Raw genomic sequence first — 22,774 nt, forward strand, 5'->3', positions numbered from 1 at the left:
AACAGAGAGCGGCTTATTTTTCAATCTCTTTAGTAAAGTTCAAGATATTTCTCTTTTTCCCAATCAGTAACGTGCATCATGAATTCTTTCCATTCTTTTTTCTTGGTCTCGAGAAATTTCTTATAAATATGATCCCCAAGTACATCTTTGATCAGAGAACTTCGAGAAAAATATTCCAGTGCTTCATTCAAATTGCCCGGGAGATTCTGAATCTTCCGCTTTTTTCTTTCTGTTTGATTGAGCTTGAATATGTTCTCTCCCACTGGTTTAGGCGGCAAGATCCCTTCCTCAATGCCTCTTAGCCCAGCTTCCAGCAAAACAGCTAAAGCTAGATAAGGGTTACACGAAGGATCAGGATTTCTGATTTCTATTCTCGTTGCCTGACCTCGAGCCGCTGGAACGCGAATCATAGCGCTTCGATTACCGAGAGCCCAGGAAATGTTAATTGGTGCTTCGTAGCCCGGAACAAGCCGCTTGTAACTGTTAATTATTGGATTGGTTACTATCGTCAATTCTTTCGCATACTTTATGATTCCACCAACAAAATTAAGCAAAACGTCACTGAGCTCATAGGGTTTTTCAGGATCATAGAAAGCGTTCTTCCCGTTTTCAAATAAACTCAAATGAATATGCATCCCCGAACCATTAACCTGAGCGAAGGGCTTTGGCATAAAGGTCGCGTATAAACCGTTCATGAGCGCTATCGTTTTAACAACCCATTTGAATGTTTGAATGTTATCAGCCGTTTTCAGGATATCGGCATATCGAAAATCAATCTCGTGCTGTGAAGGTGCAACTTCATGGTGAGCCGCTTCAATATCAAATCCCATCTTTTCAAGAGATATAACTATCTCTTTTCTCGTCTCTTCCCCTTTATCCACCGGCAGCATATCGAAATAACTTCCCCTGTCCATAAATCCAACGATGGGCCTATCAGAATTTTCATCCCTCTTGAAGAGAAAAAATTCAGGCTCAGGTCCGGCGTGGGCAATAAATCCCATTTCTTTAGCTCTTTGTACGACTTTCTTCAACCTATATCTTGGATCTCCTTCGAATGGTTCACCATTTGGAAGGTGAACATCACAGATAATTCTCATCGTTTTTTCATCATCATCTTTCCACGGAAGAAGGGCCACAGTTGATGCATCAGGAATAAGGTACATATCCGATTCTTCGATTCTCACAAACCCATCAATTGAAGAACCGTCGAACATAACTCCTTCATCTAAACTCTTCTCCAGAAGCTTCACAGGTATCTCTACGTTTTTCAAAAAGCCGTTGATGTCTGTGATTTGCAACCTTACAAACCTTACGTTTTCCCTTTTAACCAGCTCAAGAACAGATTTCTTATCCATTCAATCACCCCTGAATCTAAAGAAATACATGAACTATTGCTTCAAATTTACACAAATTCAGAGAAGAAAGTCAAGGAAAACACGTTCACGTTTGATAAAATTTCTTTGACTGGGGGTGAAACTTTGAATATCCACAAGGTTTTTGTAAGCGCCAGAATTACCGATGGTCTGGAAAACCTCTGTTCAAAACTGATATCAAAAGGTGCTGAAATCATCGCCGATGAAAGCACCTACGCATTTCTTAAGTTGAAAAAGATCACTGTTAAAAACCTTCGGGAATTCTTTGAAACCGAAGTAGCAGACGATTTTGCTCTTCAAAGAAGGATTGTTTCATGTTTGTCGGGAGCAAATGAAGAAAAAGCCACCTGTGGTAGTAATAATAAACACATTGATCTATTGGTGGTGAACTTCGAACCATTCTCCACATACGTTGAAAAGACCGGCAACGAAACCGAATTGGTAGAACATATAGATTCTTTCAAGCCTTCACTGGTATTATCAGCAGCAAAAAATTATAGAAATGTTGTGGTTTTGTGTGATCCTGAAGATTACGAAGACGTGCTCGAGGACCTCGAATATTACGGTGATGTGTCACTGCAGCGGAGACGAAAACTGGCTCTGAAAGCGCTTTATCTTTTATCTGCATATACTTCGGAAATCTATAGTGTGTTCTCTGAGATCTTTGCCGAGGAAAAATACAATTATCTTATTCTCGAAAAAATTATGCCACTTATGTTCGGAGAGATGTCGTTAAAAAAATCTACCCTTTACAAAGTGAGCGGAATTTGCGGGATTCTCGATGACGTCCACATAGCCAATCCATCAGTGGCCATGAATCACTCCCATATTCGCAGCGTCCTCCAATTTATGAGGCTCTATTACTTCTTCGGAGACGTCTCAGCCTTTATATCAGACGGAAAATTGATCGAGGTATCTTTAAGAGGCAACATGGAAACAATTCACCATGGTGAAAGCGTCATGTATGGTTCGTCATTTCCAATTAGTTACCCAATGATAAAAAGATTATACGCAACAGGTGTAAAAAGCTTCTGTGGAGTATTCGAAAAAGAGGCTGTCAGATATGCTCACGATAACGATATCCTCCTGCTCACAATACCGGAAAGGAATTCTCTTTCAGTTGCAAAATTCAATTTTGTGGGTTTTGAGAACTATATAGCCCTAGAAGAAAACAAATTCCCGAAAATGGATAGATTTTCCTCGACAGAAAAACTCGCAGTTATTACCTCATACTTTAATCCAAAAATTTCCCTCGCACTGGTTGAAACTGACAATGAACATTCTATAACGATCAATGTAGACTCTGAAAACAGGCTCAGAACAGCTATTTTCGGATTTAATTCCTTGAATGGATATGTCCTGGCCTGTAATGTTGATCTGAGTGATGAAACGGTAGAACTTTTGAGATCAAAAGGAGTCAACAAAATGTATCTGCCATGCGTTAGCAAAACCTACAACTCAGTAGACATTATTCCTATAATCTGAGTTCAAGCGGTTGAATATAACCCTTCGAGGTATTATAATGATTATGCACCATGCTAGGCGGGGAGCTGGCGGTTCCCTGTACCCGAAATCCGCCATATGCGGGGCCGAATGCCCTCCGAGGCTGTTCCGGTCGGAACACGGTGTGCTGGAGGGTGTTGAGGATTGGGTCCCACGCAACGGAGGCTCACGAACCTGGTCAGGTCCGGAAGGAAGCAGCCATAAGTGAGCTCAACCGTGTGCCGTGGGGGTGCTCAATCTGAGCCTGAAGGCATAACCGGTCCGGTCGGGGCTGTCGACGAGGGAGGCATGGTGCTTTTTCATTGGTAGAACTTCACTCAGCTACTGGCGATGTCTTCCTATTTCTATAAGACCAATGATAAGAACGAGTAATCCGGTTATTATCATGATAATGGAAAGTATTCTCCCACCCAACGGGGTAACCAGTTCATATTTACCGCTGTCTCCCCTGAGGAGAATATCTCTTGAAAAGTAGAAAAGCAAGCCACCCTGAATCAATGAAAATAAGGTATTCAAAAAGAGAAATTTCACTCTGGCAAATCTCAATGCGTATATAGTCGCCACCAAATAAAATAATAAAGAAAAAATATTCAATAAGATTCCGAACCAGAAAATTGCACCGATGCTTCCCGGATTGATTGGAAGTAGAACGCTGGATCTATTGTAAGCTGTTACTATGAGGATAATTGCTACAGCTCCTGTCAACCAGGCACTAATACCGTTATAGAGATGTCTTCGTTTGTATCTTCTGGCTTCAACAAGGCTCATTGTTCCTTTATCCCGCATCGATTTACCTCCAGAAATCTCTGTCTTCTTAAAAACCTTGACGATTTCTGTCGTATGATTTATACAATCCTCCTAAATTTGATTATAACACACCTGAATTACTCAAAACAAAAACAATTCGTAAATTCAACACCAAGTTAAACGCAAAAGAAGAAAATAATTGTTACCAAAATGAACAAATTTTGAAAACCTATGGGTTTACTATTTTACCGACCGGTAAGTAAAAAACTATGGAGGTGATCTGATGTCAATTGTAGACAGTATGAAGAAAACCATGCTCAAACAAGCTGGAAAATTTGTTGGAAGTGTTGTTAGGAACGCCTCTGAGGAAACGTTGTATAGACTTTTCGCCACTGTAAGTGCAGTGAGCAAAGAACCCGCAAAGGGTGGTCTTAAAAAGCTTGCAAATATGGCGAAGGAAAAACACCCCATGATCCAATCATGGAGACGCGTCTTTCAAAATGCGAATCCCAAGTGTGTTGAAAAGGTTATGACTAACCTTGTAATAAACGAATTTGCCCTCGGTGAAAAGATAAGACAGGAAAAGATGCTTGAGCATGAGGTTGTGCTTCCGAAGTTGCTGGTTATCAGCCCAACGTATGCCTGTAATTTGAATTGTGTTGGTTGTTATGCTGGTCTTTACGGAAGAAAGTATCAGCTCTCCAAAGAAGAAGTTTGGTCTCTCATCAGACAAGCTAATGAGCTTGGAATATACTTCTTTATCATCACCGGTGGTGAACCCTTTGTATGGCCACATCTCATGGAAACCCTAAAAGAGTTTAACGATAGCTACTTCCAGATCTATACCAACGGGACATTAATAACCAAAGAAGTTGCTCAGAAACTCGCAGAACTTGGTAATGCCACACCTGCGATATCCGTAGAGGGATTCGAAACAGATACTGACTGGCGAAGAGGTCGCGGTGTTTTCGCAAAAATTTCGGAAGCTTGGAAGAACCTTCGTGAAGCTGGTGTTATCTTTGGAGCTTCTGTTACTGCCACAAGATTAAATCACGACACTATTGTAAAAGAGGAATTTTGGAATTTCTTAAAAGAAAACGATGTTGCCTATTCTTGGATATTCCAATTTATGCCTGTTGGTATGAATCCATCAATGGACCTTGTGCCAACACCCGAACAAAGATATGAACGTTTCTTCGTACTCGATAAATTGAGACTCGGTGGAGATTTCGCTTTCGTTGCAGATTTTTGGAACCACGGGTTCCTCACCCATGGTTGTCTTGCGGCAGGTTCGAAATACCTCCACATCAATGCTAAAGGTTATGCTGAACCCTGTGTTTTCCAGCAATTTGCTGTTGACAGCATTAGAGAAAAGAGCCTTCTCGAAATCCTGAAGTCACCATTCTTCACCGCTTACAAGAGAATGATTCCTTACAGCAACAACTTGTTCAGGCCATGCCCGATTATAGACAATCCGAAGGTTCTAAGAGCTATGGTCAAGAAATTCAACGCTATTCCTCAGCATGAAGGTAGCGAAAAAGTTCTAACCGACCTTGCTCCGGAACTTGACAAACTTTCAGAAGAATGGGCAAAATACGCTGATAAACTCTGGTACGAATATGGTTACGCTGAAAAATACCCTTCGAAACGTGGTATATACGACTTTGAGGTGAGAATGAACAGATACGCGAACAACGAAGAAAAGCTTGCAATTGATAAGAAAGCCTAGCAACCAATATCAGATGGAAAGGTGGTGCCCCCCGGTGCCCCAAAAAACCTCAACAAGGGAAAAGATAATTCTTGCGGCGCGTAAGGCTTTCGCAAAAAAAGGGCATGATGGTGTGAGCATGTCTGAAATCGCCGAAAATGCCGGGGTTAAGAAAGCGTTGATCTACTACTATTTTCCAAGTAAAGAAGATCTTTTCTACGAGGTATGGCAATATTCTCTTGATGAGCTCGAGGATCACATATTTGCCGAAATTGAAAATGAAAATGCATACCTGAAGAAAATAAAAAAGCTATTGAAAGCCTACATTGATTTTATAACCAGTAAAAAGGAGATCAGGCAAATGCTCCTCCAGGAAAAGGGAAATTTTACCCGTGAAGATGAACGAACCTGGCAGAGAATCAAAGATCGCTATATGTCACTGAGAAAAAGAATATCATCTTTGATTGAACAGGCAAAACTTTCTCAAGAAATAAATGCCAGTGTTGATCCTGAAGGTGCAGCAGAACTCATACTCAACGGGTTAAGTTCCACAGATAATCCCAAAAGTATTGAAACAGTAAAGGAGATAATCTGGAGAGGTCTTGTAAAGGAATAAAACTTTTCGTAATAAAAAAGGGGCTTTAGCCCCTTTTTTATTTTGGGGCTTTTCTTTTGTATTCAAGAACATTTTGAAATTTCTCGTACCTCTCTGAACTCTTTTCATCCATTTTCAAGATCCGGAGATAAAGCTGGTCGATCAAAAACAACTGTACCAACCTCGTTGCAATACCACCTTCGGGAAGAACCAATGTTGAAAAGTACGTATCCAGATAGACCGTTTCCAGACCGGCAAGCATTGAACTCGATGGTGCTATAACTATTACCTTCGCTCCAGATTCTATTGCCCGCTTAACTGCATCAAAAAGGTCCTTTGAACTTCCCGTACTTGATATAGCTATCACAGCATCTTCTGTTCCAAGGTACGTTGCGGAGATCATCTGCATGTATCCATTCTCATAATGAGCTGTCGTTTTGCCGATCTGAACGAGTTTAAGATAAAGGTCAAGCCCTGCAATACTATCAAATCCAAAGGAATAAATGTCAATCTTATTAGCTTCCAATACAATCCGAGCAGCTTCATTAAGAAGTTCCTCAGACAACCGCACCGAAGCTTGTTCAATGAGTTCCTGAACAAATTCTGCGTATCGTTTGAAGGTGTTACTGAGAATGTCCGAATCAAGACCCGTAATAGCAGCTTTATCCAATTCAGCAGCAAGTGCGATTTTTAACTCGGAAAAACCAGAAAAGCCCAATTTTTTTGCCGTCTTTATCACAGTAGAAGGAACGACAAAACATTCATTTGCCAGCGACTGGATGGACATATTAACAACTTTTAATGGGTTCTCTTTTATGTATCTGGCAACTTTTTCTTCAGATGATGTGAGAGCTCCAACCCTTTCGTTAAACTGATTCAAAAAACTCTTTTTCATCTTATTCCTCCAGAGGTCGCAATATACCATATTTGAGAAGTATGTAACTGGCTTTCATGATTTCCTGAATTCTTTCCGGAACGATTTCTAAATAATGTGGATCTTCAAAGGTAAAATCTATTACACCTTCAAAAACTCCAACGGTTTCATTGACTCCGTATGTGATGGTTCCATCAGCAGCAGCCATAATGGTTTCATAAACAACTCTATCAATGTGCTTCAAAGAGCAAGCAAGAATCGTCCCGGGTCTCATAGAGATTATATTTGAATCCACGCCTATCACATATTTTCCCCTTCGGGCAGCTTCTTCTATTATACCTATTCCCGTACCACCAGCGATCGACAAAATAACATCTACACCTTCATCAAATTGCTTGGAAGCCAGTTCTCTACCCTTTCCCGGGTCAGCCCAGTTCCCGGCCACACTGAAAATTATTTTCGCGTCTGGAAGAACGAACCTGACTCCGTTTTCGAATCCCGGTTTCATTTTGTTCATCATAGCCGGGTAAGTATCGCCGGCTATCAAACCGACAACAGGATCAGGATTAACCCCTGGAAGTTCAGATACAGTTATCAAACCAGCAAAAATACCTGCAAGAAACGTCATTTCTTCATCTCTAAAAGCCACTGAATAAACATTACTGATACTCTCATTCAGTTTTCCATCTATGAGCGCAAACTTTTGTTTTTGAAATTCAACCGCGAGTTTTTTAACACTCTGTGGCAATCCTTCGGTAAAGGTTATCAGAAGATCGTATCTACCAGATGCTGCCATAGCCCTCAAGAGTGGTTCCCATTTGCCGGGGTTGTAGCCACCCTCGACGAGTTTTACATTTATCCCTTCTTCACGAGCGCGTTCCGCTCCCTGGAAAACAAGTTCGTATATTGGATTTCCACCAATTTCTCCCGGGATCATAATCCCAACAGTAAAACCTTTTGCAATCCCTATCCCAGTCATTAAAAAAATAACGAGTAACAGCATTTGAAATCTGTGGATTTTCATACTTCTCGCCCTCCCTTGATATAATTATTATAGTTAAATAAAAAAAACCCTCAGAAACATTATTTATTATATAGAAAAAAATGTTTCCGAGGGGTGTTTTTAATAAATTTAAAGTTACACTTATTTACCCTGAAGGAGGCCGAGAAAAACAGATGATTACATGAATTCTCATCTTTTTCTTATGGATAAATTCCTCGTTTTTTTATTGCATACATGACTCTATCAATAGCTATAATGTATGCTGCTGTTCTCAAATCAACACCATATTTTTTTGCCGTATCAAGTGTTTCCTTAAAAGCTTCTGTCATCATCGATTCGAGAGTCTCTCTTATTTGTTCAAGACTCCAGAAAAAAGCCTGAAGATCCTGTACCCATTCGAAATAAGAAACAGTCACTCCACCAGCATTAGCAAGAATATCCGGGATCACCATAACTCTTCGTTGGTTCAGTATTTTATCCGCTTCCGGGGTAATAGGACCATTTACTCCTTCAGATATTATCTTCGCCTTTATTTTATGCGCATTATCCTCTGTTATGGCATTTTCCAGCGCTGCTGGTATCAAAATATCTACATCCATTTCAAAAACGTCGTCCTTTCCTATTCTCTCTCCTCCAGGAAAACTATCCACCTTTCCAGTACTTTTTTTATGCTCAATGAGTTCCTGTATGTTCAACCCATTTGGGTTAAAGATACCACCTTTACTATCGCTAACAGCTATAATCTTGCAACCAAGTTCATGATTGCACAGAAGAGCGGAGTACATTCCAACATTTCCGAATCCTTGAACAGCAACCGTTGCCTTCGATGTTTCAATTCCCAATTCTCTACAAGCTTCCCTAACCGTCACCATCACACCCCTACCGGTTGCTTCTTCCCGACCTTTTGAACCACCAAGTCGCACAGGTTTGCCGGTAACAACCCCCAGTTCTGTATGTCCGATATTCATACTGTAAGTATCCATGTACACCGCCATGATATCCGGATTCGTATTGACATCAGGTGCAGGAATATCATGCTGGGGACCAATCATTATCTGAATTTCTGAAAAGTATCGTCTTGAAAGCCGACGCAATTCTTTTTCACTCAGACTTTTCGGATCTACTCTGACTCCTCCTTTTGCGCCTCCAAACGGAAGATCCATCAGGGAGGTTTTCCATGTCATCCAGAATGCCAGAGCTTTTACCTCATCAAGGTTTGTTTCAGGATGATACCTGATGCCCCCTTTGGCCGGTCCCCGTGCGGTGTTGTGTTGGACTCTGTACCCTGTGAACACTTTAACACTACCGTCATCCATCAAAACAGGAAAATCAACGATAAGACAGCGTTTAGGCCTCCTGAGCATTTCCGCATATTCTTCGTCAATTCCCATTATGGCCACTGCTCTGTTAAAATTGCTGATAGCCATTTCAAAAAGCCCCATGTTCATCCCCCCTATTAAGAAATTTCACTCATCGTTGGCACAATCGCCGCCGTATTTTCTTTTCAACTCAGGATCCTCTGACCAATTGAACTTACCAAGTTCCTTCACAAGATGAAATATCACTTTTTCGCCCTGTATCTCGTACCTCACGATCTCCCAGCCTCTTCGAATCATAAGGGATAACTCTTTTATCTCACTTATTGATGTCTTTTCCATACCATCACCCCCAATCTAATCGTAGTTCTTCATAGCCTGAAGCTTGCTTTACAACCAGTAACTTTTCGCATACAAAGTACAAACTAGCCAACATCCATTAACCTGCAGTACAATTATTGAGAAAACGTTCAATCATAAGTAAATAGCATTTCAAATATGTTTTAATATTATTATTGATCTATATTCATAGATATCTGGAATTTAAGGAAATTATTTTAAAAAAAAATACGAAAGGTAGACCTTTTTAATTTATTCAATACATGAACAAAGATAGTATAATTATGGTAAGTTAAGTAAAAATTCGTTCGAAGGAGGAAATTGAATGAAGAAAGTACAAACGTCTAAAAAAAGCCTTTCTCAGTTTATTGATGTAGTGGGAGAAAAAAAGATCGATGAAATTGTGTCGCTAGCCAGTGAGCTTAAAGGTCTCCGGGTTTTGCATATAAACGCCACATCATTTGGAGGCGGTGTCGCTGAAATTTTGCATACCCTTGTACCTCTTATGAATAATGTTGGTTTGAAAGTTGACTGGATGGTTTTGGATGGAAGTAACGACTTTTTCGATTTTACAAAAAAAATGCACAACTCCCTTCAGGGCAAAGAGGGAACAATAAGCGAAGAAGAAAAGAAGCTGTTTTTAAGGATAAACAAAGCAAATGCGCAAAGCTTGAAAGAAGTAGATTATAATGTAATCATTATACATGACCCACAGCCCATTGCCGTACCAAAGTTTGTGGATTTCCAGGATACTAAGCTGATCTGGAGATGTCACATAGATACTTCCACACCAAACGAAGAATTCGTCGAATTCTTGAACTCATTTGTTGAATATTATGATGCCAGTATTTTCACTTTGAAACGTTACGCCGGCAAGCTTAGATTCAGAAAAATTTACGAAATTCCACCATCTATAGACCCGCTGAGTCCTAAAAACAGAGAACTAACCCCCAACGAATTAAAGGCATCGATCGATAAATTAAAAGTCGATACAAATCGCCCTTTAATAACCCAGGTGTCCCGCTTTGACCCGTGGAAAGATCCAACGGGCGTGGTAGATGTTTATAGAGAGCTCAAAAAAGAGCTGAAAGACCTGCAGCTTTTGATGATCGGTTCTATGGCGTCAGATGATCCGGAAGGCTGGACCATGTACGAAGAGCTTCTCAGATACATCGGGAGAGATTATGACGTGAAAGTACTTACAAATTTTCACGGTATTGAGAGTATCGAAGTGAATGCTGCACAAAGAATCAGTGATGTTGTCCTTCAAAAATCAATTAGAGAGGGATTTGCATTAACCGTAAGTGAAGCTCTCTGGAAGGAAACCCCCGTCGTTGGTGGAAATGTTGGAGGTATCCCAACCCAGATTTCGCATGGAGTGAACGGTTACCTCGTCAACAACATAGAAGAAGCTGTCGAATATACCAAAATACTTTTAACGGATGAAACCCTGAGAAAGGAAATGGGCAAAAAAGGTAAGGATATTGTTAAAGAAAAATTTCTTATTACCCGTCATTTGCTGGATTACCTGAAGCTTTTTAGAGATTTGGTTAAATGATGCCGCTTCGCGCGGTTGATAAGTGCCTGAGGCGGAAGTGCTGGAGTACGTCCAGGACGCTTGCAGAGGCTGAGGCTCACAGACGCTGTAAAAAAAAGAGCGAGATTGGATGTTGAAAATTGGAGTTTAGTAAAGATCGGGTTTAGGGTCTAGGGTACAGAAAAAAATACCGAGAAATCGAGAGCCCGAGAATCCGAGAAAAACAAGACGTTTGCATGACTGTAAAGACAAAAGAGCGAGAATAGATGTTAGAGATCTGATTTTAGTTCAAAGACGCACTATCGTAGGGACAGAACATGTCCTGCTCATTGTGTTTACAATAATTTGCCGTTGGTTGTCTTTATCATCTCGGATTCTCGGATCTCGGTTTTTATACGGCATGCTGTGCCCTTTATCTAACGGTATATATCTAATCAAATGTATGTTTTCATATCCACTAAGGGCAGAACATGTTCTACCCCTACATTAAAAACAACAATCTCTTACAGTCTTGCGAGTCTCAACCTCGTAAGTGTCGCTCCATCAGCTAACAGCCTCGCGAGCGTCAAATGTTTTTTCAACTGCGTAGCAGTTCGTGACAACTCAGAATGAGTTCGTGTCAATCCCGAAGGGATTCGTGTCGCTGCGAAGCAGCTCTCTCGGACTCTCGGTTTCCGGTTTTTACGTACAACCTACAACGTACAACCCGCAACGATTTTATATTCTCGGACTCTCGGTTCTCGGGTCTCGGATTCTCGTTTTCTCGGATCTCGAGTTTTTATCCCTTATTCCCAACTTTTATCCTGGAACTTATATATTTTCTCAACAGCAAAAACGCAGCTCCCTTTTCCCAGGATTCTGGATCAGTTATACGCATGATTTCAGGCTTTATTTCCCAACCATCTTCTATATTGAGATGGATAGATTTGACGATATCGTTAAAGATCCATTCTGAAACAATCCCTTCACCGCCGATCCACAAGATTGCCGGCCTTAGCGACAGAACTAAATTCGACAGATAATAAGACAAACTTTTTATTATGCGTTCATATTCCTGCAGTCTTTCTTCTTTTTTTGCCTTCTCTCTAAATTGATTTATAATCGGTCTAAAAAGGTCAAAGTTGGCAACAAAATTGCCGATACTACCCGCTCTTTCTTTCACAAGAACATACTCTGAGGCCACAGTTTCAAGACATCCAATACGTCCACAATAACACTTCTCACCATCAGGGTCGACTCCATGGTGGCCAAACTCAAAGGCCGTTTTTCCATCACTCCCAACGAATATATCCTGACCATCATAATAAGACGCGCCTATCCCCACACCAAAACTCACGGTCAGCGAAGATTTGTTTATTATTCCGGATTCCACGATTTGACCAATATGCAAAGCATCAACATCGTTGCACATAACGAATTCCGAAAGGGCCAACTTAGAAATAACGGGTTCAAAATCAAAATTTCTAAGGTTCAATATGGGCGATTTTATTATCCTTTTGCTTTTTAAATCAACTGTTCCCGAAACCGCAAACCCGGCTCCGACAGGTTTATAATGCTCAACAAATCTTTTTAGTTCGCTTATTACATCCGGTATTGATTTGCCAATTTCATGTAACGGATATTCTATCGAGTCAATTTTTTTCAAGGAGAAATCAAAAACTATTGCCCGAAGAGATTCGCGCCCCAATTTAACACCAAAAACCGTTCCGTGTTCAGGATTTAATGAAACCACATGATTCGGCCTTCCCCTGCCACCGGCAATTTTTTCTATTCTGATCATCTCTAACTTCGTTAGTTCGTTCAACAGATAACTCAGAGTTGAATTTCTTATTTTCATTTTTTCTGTTAATTCTTTTCTTAAAACACGCTTGCCAGCGTAAAGAAAGTCCAGCAATTTTGTAAGATTGTCCCAACGAATCTCTTCGATTTTCACACTGATTCCCCCAGTTCAAGTCTTACTCATTTTATGGTCCAACCGACCATCCCTTTAACATAATATCTCTGCAAAAGAAGATAAATCAAGATCGGAATAATCATAACAAGTATAGATGCTGCTGACAAGAGCCCCCAGTCAACGTGATAAACACCTCTCATAAGGGGTATTCTCTGGGTTGCGAGAAGTTTGTTAGGTGAATAGATCAGAATCAATGCCAGGAAGAAATCACTCCAGACCCATGTGAACTGAAGCGCTGAAGCAGAGGCAATAGCCGGTAGAGCATTAGGGAAAACTATTTTGTAAAAAATCTGGAAGTCACTCGCTCCATCAATCCGGGCTGCTTCTTCAATGGAAAAAGGTAATGTTTTGAAATAATTGCGCATAAAGAACGTTATCCAGGGTATCCCCCACGCTGTATGTACAAGAATCAGTCCAAGATAGCTATCCACCAGACCGAGCGTACTCATTATCTGAAATATGGGCACAGCTATCATCTGCTGGGGCAGTGCGAGCGTTAGAACCACGGTAATAATAAACGCTTTTCTCATAGGAAAATGATAACGCGACAATCCGTATCCCGTCATGGTTGCGATTATGAGAGGTAAAAATGTTGCCGGGATTGCAACTATCAACGAATTTTTCATACCATTTATAAGTGGTGCTGTTGGGTGATTTAATGCGTCAAAAAAATTTGAGAAGGTCGGGGTAAATGTATCGAATCTCCACCATCCGTTTATTACTTCATCAAAAGGGCGGATCGCAGTCATAAGAATTCCAACGATTGGAAGGATCCAGATTAACCCAATAATCCAGGCGGTGATGTTAAGAGAAATCTCCCTGAATTGTATTTTTTTTCTCATAACGCATCATCTCCCGCTGAACTTATCATAGGTATAGCTGCAACAAGAGTCGACAGTGTTATAAGCACGGCAACAACTGCGGCCTTCCCGAAGTCCCACTCCCTGAAACCGTACATGTACATTTGCAACGCAAGTACATTTGAAGCACCACCTGGACCACCCATGGTTGCAACGTATACAATATCAAATACCTTCAATTCCCATAATAAAGTCATAGTGACAACAACAACCGTTATCGGTTTTAATAGCGGAATTGTAATGTTAAAAAACATCTTTGATGGTGTTGCACCATCTAACTGTGCAGCTTCGTAATAAGATCTGGGGATTGTTTCAAGGCCAGCAGCATAGAGTATCATACTGAACCCTGTCCATAGCCATACAGAACCAAATATCAGTGAAAGGAGGGCTGTTTCCGGATAGGCAGTCCATGTTTTACCCTGTATTCCAAAAAAACCGAGAACCATATTTACAACCCCAACGTTCTCTTCGAACATAAACCTTATCATTATTCCACCGACGATCATAGGCATTACCATACCCAAAAAGATGACTGATTTTATGATCGCTCCACCTTTAACTTTTCGTAAGAGAACAGCAAGGATCAATCCCAAAAAAGTCGTTAATGGTAGATGGATGCCAATCCACATAAGATTGTGTATGAGCGCTCCAAAGGGAAATCCCTGCTTAAATCCCCTCGGGTTTACAATATCTCTGCTTGAAAAAACTTCACGGTAATTGTTCAGCGACAGTTTTCCCGTTTCATCGATAAAACTGAGGAATATGGTTCTAAATGTTGGATATAGGACAAAGATTGCTATCAGCAACAAAGCAGGTAATATGAATATGGTAAAGTGATAGAGACGTGCTTTTCTAAGAACCACCGTATCGTCTCCTTTCTTTTAAAAAAGACGGGACCTTAAGGCCCCGCCTTTTCCTGTGATCAAACGATTACTCTGGCATCTTTTCATCAAGAATTTCCAGTACCTGATTCAGTCTGTCTGGTTTTACCCAAAGAAGCTTCAATTGATCCCAGAATGTTGGTTGCCATATGCCTCCGATAGAATCATCAAGGTCGTTTAGAGATGCTATACCCTCAAGAAGGTTTGCAACTTCTCTGTCAACAGGCGGATATGCATTTTCGTTTACTCCCAGGGCGGTAGCTATATGGCCACCCTGAGCAATCTGAATGGTTTGCCCTTCCGGACCTGCGAGGAACTTAAGGAGTTCTTTAGCTTCTTCCACATTTTTGGAGTACTTTGGAATGAAAGCATAATCAATTCCGAATACCATTCCCTGGCAACCTGGAAGTGTAAACACTCCAAGATCCTCGGGATCATCTACCATACCCGTGATCCAGCTTCCCATGAAATACAGCGCATAGTCTCCGTTCCACCATTGTCTCAAGATTGTGGTCCATTCAACGGGTTCGCTGAAAAACCCTTCTTTAAGCAGGAAGGTGAGTTTTTCCATAGCTTTTTTGACTGTAAAGCTCTCCCATTTCACGTTACCTTCAATTAGATCCTTTTGTAGTTCAGGACCACCAAATGTTATCAAAAAGTGTTCGGTAATATCTGATAACGGCCATCCTACCCCATCACCGCTGGCTATTGGTGCCTTGATCCCCGGAAGGTTTTTGAGCAACCTCAATAAGGTTACGAACTCATTCCATGTCTTTGGTGGAACCAGTCCATATTTTTCAAAGAAAGACTTTCTGTACCAGAAACCTGGTTTTACCTTTGCTGTATAAGCGATTCCGTATACCTTCCCGTTGAACATAACATTATCAAGAGCACCGGGAAGATAGCTTTCCGGCCTTATGATATCGGTAACCTCAACAACATGTTTGGTGTTTTCACGAATGAATGTTGGCCACATAAAAATAATATCACCAGGTGCTTTTCGGGCTGCAAATTGTGCGGGTAAAACATTCGCAAGATCTTCAGCGCGATAAATTTGATAATTCACCTTAATTCCCGTCTTTTCCTCAAACGCTTTGAGAACAGGCAAAAACTTTTCCATTTCCGGACCGGCCCATGGTCCAATTACCGTTAAACTCTTCCCAAATGCAATAACTGTAAGAACAAGCAGAAACATAACCAGCAATTTTCTCACCGTACACACCCCCTTTATGGAATTCATTTTAACTATACAACAAATCCACCAATAAATTCAAGTCTTGAATAAAGTCTTTATGGAAACTACTATCCGTAAGAACAAATGATGTAGATTAACTGTAATCAACTTAAGTACCGTTTCAAAGTATTACTGCTCATTACATGATAAAATATCGACTGGTTGGGGTAATTTAAAATATTCGGAGGAATATTTCATGGGGAAAATGATTGTTTTTGCAGGAAATGTTGGATCAGGAAAAACAACTATCGCCAGAGCACTTGCAGATGCTCTCGGCTTTGAGATTCATTTTGAGTCCGTCAGTGATAACCCTTTTCTTGAAGATTTTTATCATAACCAGCGAAAGTGGGCATATCATCTACAGACTTTTTTCCTGATTCATAGATTTACAGCACTGAAAGAAGCAATGGAAAAAGGGTCCAACATCGTTTTTGATCGCTCTATTTACGAAGATGCGGAGATTTTTGCCAGGAATCTCTACGAAACCGGAAAGATGGAGAAACGCGAATTTGAGACTTATCTCGATATGTTCTACTCAATGATCAAATACATCCCACATCCCGACCTGCTCGTATTCATCGATGCCGATATCGATACGATACTTGCACGGATAAGAAAAAGAGGCCGTAATATGGAGCTCGAAGTACCAATAGCCTATTGGCAACAGCTTGCAAATCTTTATGATTCATGGATAAGTAGGTATGATTATTCGCCAGTGTATAGAATTGATGCAAAATTCGTGGATATTGAAAGATATCCAGATCATCTGGACAAAATTGTTTCCGACGTCAAAAGAATTTTGAAGATTTGATTTGTGCGGACGGTGAAGTAGTGATGAAAAGAATTCTTTTATTGCTTTTGATTTTTTCCATAATCCTATCCTTTATGCAACTATCTGCAAACGTCAGCAAAAGAATCTCTGTTTGGAACTTCATTCATAAAAACAAAGTGAATACAGTTTTTGTAACTTCACCGGCTCGTTTTCCTGACCAGACCCTACTCGATGCAGGAATAAGAACACTCCAAAGTGCAGGGTTAACAGTCATAGTAGGCGACAGTTGCCGAAGATATCTATCTGACGAAGAAAAAGCCAGAGAAATCAACGAAGCCTTTGCAGATCCGAATATTGACATGATAATTACATCTCGCGGTGGCCATGGATCGTTCAGAGTTCTGGATTACCTGGACTGGAAAACCATCTCAAAAAATCCTAAACCTATCGTCGGATACAGTGATATCACAGCTTTGCTTTTAGGAATCTATTTCAAGACAGGTATCATCACCTACCACGGCCCAATGGTAACCGTTGAACTAGATAATGACGGAAAATCACTTGAGAAAATGCTGAAACTTTTGAACGGTGATAAATTGATTACCTTTGATTATAATTCAAAGCCGATAGTACCTGGTAAAATGGTTGGAAGGCTGATCGTAGGCAACCTGTCCCTTTTCAAAACTCTTCAAGGTACAAAATATTTTGGTTCTCTGAAAGATTCCATTTTGGTTCTTGAAGATGTAGGAGAAAGCCGGGAGTCAATAGAACGCATGGTATGGAATATAGCACATCTGAAAGACTATCAAACCTTAAGGGGAATAGTTTTTGCGGGATTCACCCAGATAAATAACGATGACTTTGACGGTGTTTTCAAAATCCTCGAAAGATTTTTCGAAGATGCCCCATTTCCTGTTTGGGTAGGACTTCCAGTATTCCACGGAAATTTTACAAAGCTAACTTTGCCCGTTGGTGCATGGGTTGAGATGGATCTCGAGAATCACTATATAAAGATTTTGAATGGTCCTGAACCAGAGAGATAAAAAAAGAGGGAACCCAACAGTGAGTTCCCTCTTTTTTTACTTAGTTCTTTATTCTTCATCAAAGTAGGTTCTTGATGCATGGCTTACAGCTATTGCACCGTCGGCAGCGGCGGTGACAATTTGTCTTACTTCCTTCTCACGAACGTCTCCGATCGCATATACTCCTGGAACGTTAGTTTCCATATGCTCGTCAGTCATTATATATCCCCAATCGTTGGTTTTAACTTTCCCTTTCAAAAAACCGGTATTGGGTACCAACCCGATGAAAACGAACACGCCTTCAACTTCAAGCGTAGAAAGTTCACCAGTCTCAACGTTCTTAAGGATCAATCTTTCAACCTTGTCACTTCCTTCGATTCTATCAACCACTGTGTTGAAAATAAAGTCTACCTTTCCGGTAGCTTTTATTCTTTCTTGAAGAAGCTTGTCTGCCGTCAATTTAGGGAGATTTTGAACTATCGTTATCTTATCAACGATCTTGGAGAGAAAAAGTGCTTCATCCAGCGCGCTGTTACCTCCACCAATAACAGCTATATGCTTCCCGGCAAAGAAATGTCCATCACAGGTTGCACAATAAGAAACTCCTTTACCGGCAAATTCAGCTTCTCCTGGTACATTCAATTTTCTTGGATTGGAACCCGTAGCAATGATCAAAACACGGCTCTGGATCTTCTTACCGTTGTCAAGTATGACGGTTTTCTTTTCACCTTCGACCTCGAGTTCAACAACCTCCGCATTCAGGAAAGATACATCGAAAGCACGTGCATGTTCAGCCATTTTTTCAGCAAGATCCATTCCACTTATAGAAGGAAAACCCGTCCAATTCTCGACTTTTTCGGTGTTGTTAATTTGTCCACCTTCCAGAGCACGCTCTATGATCAGAGGATCCAGTCCGGCCTGAACCGCATAAATTCCAGCAGTAATTCCTCCCGGACCTCCTCCAATGATGAGTATATCGTAGTAATCCTTTACTTCGCTCTTTTGTTTAGCACTTCCAAGATCGAAGAAGGCCACAGGAATCCCTCCTTATCAAACCGCCTTAAAGACTTCGTCTATAAACTGTTTTTCTGGATAAGCTCCAACAAAAATGACCTCATCGTTGATAACTATCTGAGGTACCGAACTAACCCCAAACTTCATCGACAAATCAGGGAATTCATTGGCCTCTATCATGGAAGCAACAACGTTTTCGTTTGCCATAGCGATATTGTGAGCTGTGATAACAGCGCGTGGACAATACGGGCACGTGGGTGTTACGAAAACCTTTATGTCTATGGGTTTTTCAATCGTCTTCAATCTCTCAATGGACTCCGGAGAAAGATTGGGCTTCGCTCCTTTAGAGAAACTAATTATATCCTGAAGCAACGTTCCAAACTCATGTCCAGAAGGTATCCCATAGAACCTTACACCTTTATCAACTCCGTCTGGAGTTAAAAGCACGATAGCCGGAGAAATCTCAATGGAATATTCCTTTGCCTTTTCAGAATCGGCATCATACTTTTCAAATACAACCATATCGGTAACTTCAGTGAGCTCACTGAGGAGTTGTTCGATCGTCGAACAGTAATCGCAATTGTCCTTGTTCTCAAAAAACAGGAGCTTCACCTTTCCTTCCATCTCTGACAGTATATCCTTTACTTGCGTTCTGATTTCATCGTTCAATAATTTTTCCGACATTCTATTTTCCTCCTTTTTTGGTTAACTCAGTATACCCTGTATGGGTATGATAACACGACTATGTTACTCGGATTTTGATTCTTTGTTTACAAAATCTTCCGCAAGCCATCTTACACTGGCCAAAACAAATATGATTCCCTCGAAAATAAGAAGAAAAAACAACCACTGATCCGGCATAAGGATTCTCATCTTATCAGATATCATAATTATCGCCGTACCAATAATAGAAAAGGTCAACACACAATCGAGTATCTTTAGCCTGCCACCGTATATAATCAAATCCCTTAAATATTCCTGACGGGTATATCCCAAGGATAAAAAGAAGATCCTGAAAGTATCGTCGTACCTTAGAACTTGCTCGGATATCGCACGTAGATTGAAAAAGTAGCCTGTAAAAAAGAGCCAGGCATACAGGAGTTTCATGTCATTGATAAAGAGAATGTACCCAAGGGCAATAAAAAAGGTCATTGCCGGGACATTCATAAACCGAAATAAAAATCCGGGTTTATGAGAAAAACGAAAAAAGGCAAAAACTGTTGCGATCGCAAAAACCATCGCAACAGCGGAAACCAAAATATGCCTAAAGATTTCCAAAAGAAGTTCAATTGCCAGCACTCACATCACTTCTTATTCTTCTTCTGTGGAGAATCTTTCTTTTCTTCTTTGAAAAGCTCAGAAATAACCCCAATGCTACTCAAAAGACTTGATGCTTCAAAGGGAAGGAATACCTTGTTAGCGGGGCCATTCGCAATGGCCTTCAAGGCTTCAAGGTAACGAATAGCTATCAAATCATTCGTAGGCTGGCCTTCGTGTATTGCTTTAAAAACATTAACTATTGCCATAGCCTGACCTTCAGCTTCGGCAATCAGTTTATATTTATTTGCTTCAGCAACACGCTTGATGGCTTCAGCTTGTCCTTCAGCCTTCAAAATGGCCGACCTTTTATCTCCTTCAGCTTTTGTTATCTCGGATTGTTTGTAACCTTCAGCTTCGAGTATAACAGCTCGTTTTGTTCTTTCTGCCTTCATTTGTTTGGACATAGCATCCATAATGTCCTGAGGTGGATCGATTTTCTTTATTTCAACCCTGGTGACTTTTACACCCCATTTATCCGTAGCTTCGTCCAGAACATCCCTGAGCTTTGCGTTGATTCGCTCACGAGAAGTTAACGTTTGATCGAGCTCCATTTCACCAATAACGTTTCTTAAATTGGTCTGTGCAAGTTTTATCGCAGCAATTTTAAAATCACGGACGTTATAAACAACCCTGAAAGCGTCGGTAATCTCATAATAAATAACTGCGTCTACAGTCACGATAACGTTGTCCTTTGTAATAACTTCCTGTGGAGGCACATCTATCACCATTTCTCTCATGTCAATTTTGACAATTCTTTCGATGAAGGGAATGATGAAATTCAAGCCTGGCTGAGCCTGACGTCTAAACTTTCCCAAACGCTCCACCAATCCTTTTTCAAATGGCCTTATGATCTTTATTCCCGATACAGCAATTATTAAAGCTATAACAGCAAGAATAATCCACAGAATCATAAAATCCCCCCTTTACTCATCTTGAGCGTTCTCGTTTTTAAACTTTCTAACGTATACAATCGTTCCTTCAAGCCTTTCCACTATTACCTTTTCACCGACACCAATGATATCATCATCGATAGAAACAGCTTTCCAATTTTCCCCTGCAGCCCTCACTACACCAGTTCTCTTTTTGTTGTTTATTTCTTCAACTACATTCCCTATACTCCCTTTGATCTCATCAATATAAATCTTCCTGGGAGACTCCCCCGTGAGCTTTTTAGCGATAGGCCGCGTAAGGATTACTAACACTACGCTCACAGCGGAAAATAACGACAACTGCCAAGAAAAGCTGAGTCCAAAGAAAGAGGCAATCCCTGCTATGAAAGAACCTATCGCAAACCACAGAAAGAAAAAGATCGGCGTAATAATTTCAACAACGAGTAATGCCACACCCAATATCATCCAACCAATGTACTCCATATACTCCCCCCTCAAAGAACAAAAAGTCTTTCGGGATGAACAAGATAGATTTTAATTCCTTTTTCGGCGAACTCTTCCTGCAACTTTTTTCTCAACACACTGATTTTTGAGGAGTACCTGCTAGATATATGATACAATATCAGCCTCTTGATATCACTGGCTTCCCGGACATTATCAAGAATCTCAGAAAGAACAGCGTGGTTTTGTCCTCTGCGATCTCCTCCGTTTATAAAAGTACACTCATGTATCAACGTCTCGCTACCTTTTATAACCGAAACCGGTAAGGCATTACAATCACCACTTACTGTGAGTATCTTCTTTTTGTAGGTCTGAGTAACAAAATCCCTGCCCTTTTCTTTTACCAGATCGGATATTTCCTGAGGCGATAAATGACTGAATTCAGGTTTTAATTTCCTTCTTTCTTCCAGAACATGATACCCGTAACTGATCTCACCACTTGTGTGTTGTACTGGAAATGGAATCACGGAACGCCTAAAATTTCCCGCGGTTCTTAAATAAACTTCCTCGCCGGGTTCAATAGGATTCAGTATCATTTCATATCTAAGTTTAGGATTCATTTCAGTGATAAACCTTAAAAAGTCCTCGATAGCCCTATTCTTTTTTGGATAATTTATCTTTAGAGCTTTTTCCCTATCACCCATAGCATTGTTACGTGTGTTTATGAGCCCCCACAAACCGGCAATATGGTCTACGTGTCCGTGTGTTATAAACACTTCCTTTATAGCATAAACACTGTTCCCAAGGATGGTCGAAATGCCTTCGCCGGCATCAAAAAGCACGCGCTCTGGACGATACAAAATCCACGTAGAGTAGAGCGCCTTGGAAAAAATCTTAAATTCCAAAACCTAATCCTCCTCGCTTTTTTCGATTGCTATGATTATACTCCCCTTGACGTTTCCCGGCAATTTTAGGTTTACCTTATATTCCCCTGTGTTCTTTATATTCTCTTTAAGATCAACATAACGCTTGCTAAATTCTGTCCCCAGCTCCTTTGCTATAAGTTCGGCTATGTCTGCGCTGGTAACAGCACCAAACAGTTTTCCAGAAGCCCCCGCCTTGACTTTCATTCTAAAATGCCGTTGTTTGATTTTCCTCAAAAGCTCCTCACTGTTAGCTTTTGTTCTTTCTTCTTTCTTTTTCTTCTGATCTTCTATGTTCTTTAATTTACTTAATTCACTCTTTGTCGCTTCAACAGCAAGTCCACGTGGAATAAGATAATTTCGACCGTATCCGTCAGAAACCTCTTTAATCTCTCCTTTTTTTCCAAGTTTAGCAACGTCTTTCAAAAGAATTACTTTCACAGCGACACCTCCTGTTAAAAACGGGAG

At 40.6% G+C, this 22,774-nt stretch carries 23 protein-coding genes and 1 other RNA gene; 7 read left to right on the top strand and 17 right to left on the bottom strand.

Annotation, left to right across the window (positions count from 1 at the left end; translation table 11 throughout):
* Positions 1-29: 29 nt before the first annotated feature.
* Positions 30-1,355, bottom strand: coding sequence for a type I glutamate--ammonia ligase (glnA, locus tag KOLE_RS01475; protein ID WP_012744802.1), 1,326 nt, complete (start codon positions 1,353-1,355; stop codon positions 30-32).
* A gap of 123 nt (positions 1,356-1,478) precedes the next feature.
* Here glnA and KOLE_RS11010 point away from each other — a divergent pair, with 123 nt between their 5' ends.
* Together KOLE_RS11010 and ffs are read left to right on the top strand one after the other, a co-directional pair.
* On the top strand, positions 1,479-2,858 hold the full coding sequence (locus KOLE_RS11010) for an AICAR transformylase/IMP cyclohydrolase PurH (only IMP cyclohydrolase domain in Aful)-like protein (protein ID WP_012744803.1): 1,380 nt from the start codon (positions 1,479-1,481) through the stop codon (positions 2,856-2,858).
* Between the two features lie 48 nt (positions 2,859-2,906).
* An RNA gene (gene ffs / locus KOLE_RS11310) (signal recognition particle sRNA large type) lies at positions 2,907-3,168 on the top strand.
* Between the two features lie 29 nt (positions 3,169-3,197).
* Here the strand turns inward: ffs and KOLE_RS01485 are convergent.
* A complete protein-coding gene (locus tag KOLE_RS01485) occupies positions 3,198-3,662 on the bottom strand; it encodes a hypothetical protein (protein ID WP_012744804.1) in 465 nt (154 codons plus the stop codon).
* Positions 3,663-3,906: 244 nt separating this feature from the next.
* Between KOLE_RS01485 and KOLE_RS01490 the strand changes: the two genes are divergently transcribed.
* Together KOLE_RS01490 and KOLE_RS01495 are read left to right on the top strand one after the other, a co-directional pair.
* Positions 3,907-5,352: a radical SAM protein gene (locus KOLE_RS01490; RefSeq protein ID WP_012744805.1), complete on the top strand. Its 1,446-nt coding sequence runs from the start codon at positions 3,907-3,909 to the stop codon at positions 5,350-5,352.
* Between the two features lie 34 nt (positions 5,353-5,386).
* Positions 5,387-5,947, top strand: coding sequence for a TetR/AcrR family transcriptional regulator (locus tag KOLE_RS01495; protein ID WP_012744806.1), 561 nt, complete (start codon positions 5,387-5,389; stop codon positions 5,945-5,947).
* Between the two features lie 37 nt (positions 5,948-5,984).
* Here KOLE_RS01495 and KOLE_RS01500 read toward each other — a convergent pair whose 3' ends face one another.
* The 4 genes from KOLE_RS01500 to KOLE_RS01515 all read right to left on the bottom strand — a co-directional run bounded on the left by KOLE_RS01500 (position 5,985) and on the right by KOLE_RS01515 (position 9,461).
* Positions 5,985-6,821: a MurR/RpiR family transcriptional regulator gene (locus KOLE_RS01500; RefSeq protein WP_012744807.1), complete on the bottom strand. Its 837-nt coding sequence runs from the start codon at positions 6,819-6,821 to the stop codon at positions 5,985-5,987.
* A gap of 1 nt (position 6,822) precedes the next feature.
* Entirely contained in the window at positions 6,823-7,824 is a 1,002-nt protein-coding gene (locus KOLE_RS01505; RefSeq protein WP_012744808.1) for a BMP family ABC transporter substrate-binding protein, read from the bottom strand.
* Between the two features lie 179 nt (positions 7,825-8,003).
* Positions 8,004-9,251, bottom strand: a complete 1,248-nt coding sequence (locus KOLE_RS01510; RefSeq protein WP_041288610.1) for a Glu/Leu/Phe/Val family dehydrogenase — start codon at positions 9,249-9,251, stop codon at positions 8,004-8,006.
* 18 nt (positions 9,252-9,269) lie between these two features.
* Positions 9,270-9,461 (bottom strand): hypothetical protein, encoded by a 192-nt coding sequence (locus KOLE_RS01515; protein ID WP_012744810.1) that lies wholly within the window; start codon positions 9,459-9,461, stop codon positions 9,270-9,272.
* Between the two features lie 322 nt (positions 9,462-9,783).
* Between KOLE_RS01515 and KOLE_RS01520 the strand changes: the two genes are divergently transcribed.
* On the top strand, positions 9,784-11,016 hold the full coding sequence (locus tag KOLE_RS01520; RefSeq protein ID WP_012744811.1) for a glycosyltransferase: 1,233 nt from the start codon (positions 9,784-9,786) through the stop codon (positions 11,014-11,016).
* A gap of 757 nt (positions 11,017-11,773) precedes the next feature.
* Here KOLE_RS01520 and KOLE_RS01525 read toward each other — a convergent pair.
* The 4 genes from KOLE_RS01525 to KOLE_RS01540 all read right to left on the bottom strand — a co-directional run bounded on the left by KOLE_RS01525 (position 11,774) and on the right by KOLE_RS01540 (position 15,903).
* A complete protein-coding gene (locus KOLE_RS01525) occupies positions 11,774-12,928 on the bottom strand; it encodes an ROK family transcriptional regulator (protein ID WP_012744812.1) in 1,155 nt (384 codons plus the stop codon).
* A gap of 26 nt (positions 12,929-12,954) precedes the next feature.
* Positions 12,955-13,791, bottom strand: a complete 837-nt coding sequence (locus KOLE_RS01530) for a carbohydrate ABC transporter permease (protein ID WP_012744813.1) — start codon at positions 13,789-13,791, stop codon at positions 12,955-12,957.
* Positions 13,788-14,672, bottom strand: coding sequence for a carbohydrate ABC transporter permease (locus KOLE_RS01535; RefSeq protein ID WP_012744814.1), 885 nt, complete (start codon positions 14,670-14,672; stop codon positions 13,788-13,790). The genes KOLE_RS01530 and KOLE_RS01535 overlap by 4 nt, the downstream gene beginning before the upstream one ends.
* Positions 14,673-14,739: 67 nt before the next feature.
* Positions 14,740-15,903, bottom strand: coding sequence for an ABC transporter substrate-binding protein (locus KOLE_RS01540; protein ID WP_012744815.1), 1,164 nt, complete (start codon positions 15,901-15,903; stop codon positions 14,740-14,742).
* A gap of 217 nt (positions 15,904-16,120) precedes the next feature.
* On the opposite strand from KOLE_RS01540, the gene KOLE_RS01545 reads away from it, so the two are divergent.
* On the top strand, positions 16,121-16,735 hold the full coding sequence (locus KOLE_RS01545) for a deoxynucleoside kinase (RefSeq protein ID WP_012744816.1): 615 nt from the start codon (positions 16,121-16,123) through the stop codon (positions 16,733-16,735).
* A 23-nt stretch (positions 16,736-16,758) separates the two neighbouring features.
* Complete coding sequence (locus KOLE_RS01550; protein ID WP_041288801.1) at positions 16,759-17,739, top strand: S66 peptidase family protein; 981 nt, start codon at positions 16,759-16,761, stop codon at positions 17,737-17,739.
* A gap of 48 nt (positions 17,740-17,787) precedes the next feature.
* Here the strand turns inward: KOLE_RS01550 and trxB are convergent, their stop codons facing one another.
* The 7 genes from trxB to rplI form a co-directional block, all read right to left on the bottom strand.
* Positions 17,788-18,753, bottom strand: coding sequence for a thioredoxin-disulfide reductase (trxB, locus tag KOLE_RS01555; protein ID WP_012744818.1), 966 nt, complete (start codon positions 18,751-18,753; stop codon positions 17,788-17,790).
* A gap of 15 nt (positions 18,754-18,768) precedes the next feature.
* Entirely contained in the window at positions 18,769-19,416 is a 648-nt protein-coding gene (gene pdo, locus KOLE_RS01560) for a protein disulfide oxidoreductase (RefSeq protein WP_012744819.1), read from the bottom strand.
* Positions 19,417-19,479: 63 nt separating this feature from the next.
* Positions 19,480-20,031, bottom strand: a complete 552-nt coding sequence (locus KOLE_RS01565; protein WP_012744820.1) for a hypothetical protein — start codon at positions 20,029-20,031, stop codon at positions 19,480-19,482.
* A 5-nt stretch (positions 20,032-20,036) separates the two neighbouring features.
* Positions 20,037-20,963: an SPFH domain-containing protein gene (locus tag KOLE_RS01570; protein WP_012744821.1), complete on the bottom strand. Its 927-nt coding sequence runs from the start codon at positions 20,961-20,963 to the stop codon at positions 20,037-20,039.
* Positions 20,964-20,975: 12 nt separating this feature from the next.
* The gene (locus KOLE_RS01575; protein ID WP_012744822.1) at positions 20,976-21,425 is read right to left on the bottom strand and encodes an NfeD family protein; all 450 of its coding nucleotides are present in this window, start codon (positions 21,423-21,425) and stop codon (positions 20,976-20,978) included.
* 11 nt (positions 21,426-21,436) lie between these two features.
* The gene (locus KOLE_RS01580) at positions 21,437-22,288 is read right to left on the bottom strand and encodes an MBL fold metallo-hydrolase (protein ID WP_012744823.1); all 852 of its coding nucleotides are present in this window, start codon (positions 22,286-22,288) and stop codon (positions 21,437-21,439) included.
* Between the two features lie 3 nt (positions 22,289-22,291).
* Positions 22,292-22,747, bottom strand: a complete 456-nt coding sequence (rplI, locus tag KOLE_RS01585; protein ID WP_012744824.1) for a 50S ribosomal protein L9 — start codon at positions 22,745-22,747, stop codon at positions 22,292-22,294.
* Between the last annotated feature and the right edge of the window lie 27 nt (positions 22,748-22,774).

Origin of the sequence: Kosmotoga olearia TBF 19.5.1 (assembly GCF_000023325.1) — a bacterium.
Taxonomy (GTDB): domain Bacteria; phylum Thermotogota; class Thermotogae; order Petrotogales; family Kosmotogaceae; genus Kosmotoga; species Kosmotoga olearia.